The following is a 694-nucleotide window of genomic DNA, read 5'->3' on the forward strand; positions in this document are numbered from 1 at the left end:
TTCGATGGCGCAGTGCTGCACGTTTACAAAGCGACAGAAACGCGCTCCCGGTTGCTGCAATTGGAACTGCTTACCGCACGCGAGCTTCGCAGTACCTTGATTTCTACCGGTGTCTGGGATGCTCGTTATGGTTGGCGCGCTGCCGAAAATAAAGGGCTGGTTTATCTAGCTGGGCCGCCGCGTTACGTTGAGTTAGTAGTGCAAACCGCAGAAGCGTTAGAGAGCCGATTGCTGCAAAAGTCAAACTCGACGGATGAGCTGTTTGTGGAACTCATTCCGCTTAAATATGCCTCGGCGACGGACAGAAGTATCTCGTATCGCGACCAAAGCATTACCGTTCCGGGGATTGCTTCGGTATTGAGCCGTGTGGTTGGCGGTGTTCAAACTCAAATTGCGGATTCTGCGTCTGTACAAACATCGCCTGTAAACGGATTACCCGCAGAAGCAGCGAAACCTCGCGGCAAAACTGCGTCTGTGCACGGCGGTGCAACTGTAGAAGCGGAGCCGGGGCTGAATGCGATCATCGTTCGTGATACCCAAGCAAGACTGCCGTTATATCGCAAGCTGGTCGCTCAACTCGATCAGCCACAATCTCGTATCGAGGTGGCGTTATCTATTGTGGACATCAGCGCAAACGATTTACGTCAGCTCGGTGTGGATTGGCGCGCGGGTGTATCGGTTGGAAACAACCGCA

General features: G+C 53.5%; 1 pseudogene. It reads left to right on the forward strand.

Annotated elements, in window-relative coordinates:
- Nucleotides 1-694: pseudogene (vscC, locus tag R7Q48_RS27565) on the forward strand (SctC family type III secretion system outer membrane ring subunit VscC); the annotation flags it as partial.

The organism is Vibrio sp. 378 (assembly GCF_033339435.1).